Here is a 590-nt window from a genome sequence, read left to right as displayed (position 1 = left end):
CCGAACACTGGCTCTATACAGCCAAGTCGTTTGCTGTACTGTCGTCGCCCGATTGGGCTGTCTATTTTGACCTTCATTTTGTCGATGTAGCTTAGCTTTTTACGCGATTCATCATTTTTAAACTGTACTTGCCGCCCTGTTTTTATCGGTGGCTTTCGCATGCATTGCTGTTGCAGTGAGCATACTTTGCAATCTTTTAAGTAACCGCAGAATCGCGTGTATTTTTGGTTGTGGCTTTTTACATTGATACCACTTCGCCACATGTCATTGCCTGCTGGACAGCGGCAGGTTTGTGTCGTCTCATCATAATGGAAGTCGTCTGAGGTGAATAACCGTGGCTTACCTTTACTGCGTTTTAGTCGGCGTTTTTCTTGCTCTGTTTCATAGGTTTCGCTGTCTTTAAATAACGGGTTTCGTTTTCTAAATTGGTTATCCGCAATGTAAGTATCAAAGCCACTTTTCGCCATGTATTCAAGGTTCGCTTCGCTATTAAACCCACTGTCTGCGGTGAACTTAATCGTTTGTTCGTCTGTTGATTTGTCGGTATTCAATTTATCAAGCTGCTGCTTTAATTGCTTAACTGCTGGCTG

General features: G+C 43.2%; 1 protein-coding gene. It reads right to left on the bottom strand.

Annotated elements, in window-relative coordinates; all coding sequences use genetic code 11:
• Positions 1–590, bottom strand: a 590-nt coding sequence (locus tag H5200_RS23380) for a transposase (RefSeq protein ID WP_182762884.1), incomplete at both ends; no start/stop codon positions are given.

The organism is Pseudoalteromonas sp. SG43-7 (genome assembly GCF_014164295.1).
GTDB classification, from domain to species: Bacteria; Pseudomonadota; Gammaproteobacteria; order Enterobacterales; family Alteromonadaceae; genus Pseudoalteromonas; species Pseudoalteromonas rhizosphaerae.
The sequence above is the reverse complement of the archived record's forward strand: the minus strand, read 5'-3'. Positions and strand labels throughout refer to the sequence as shown.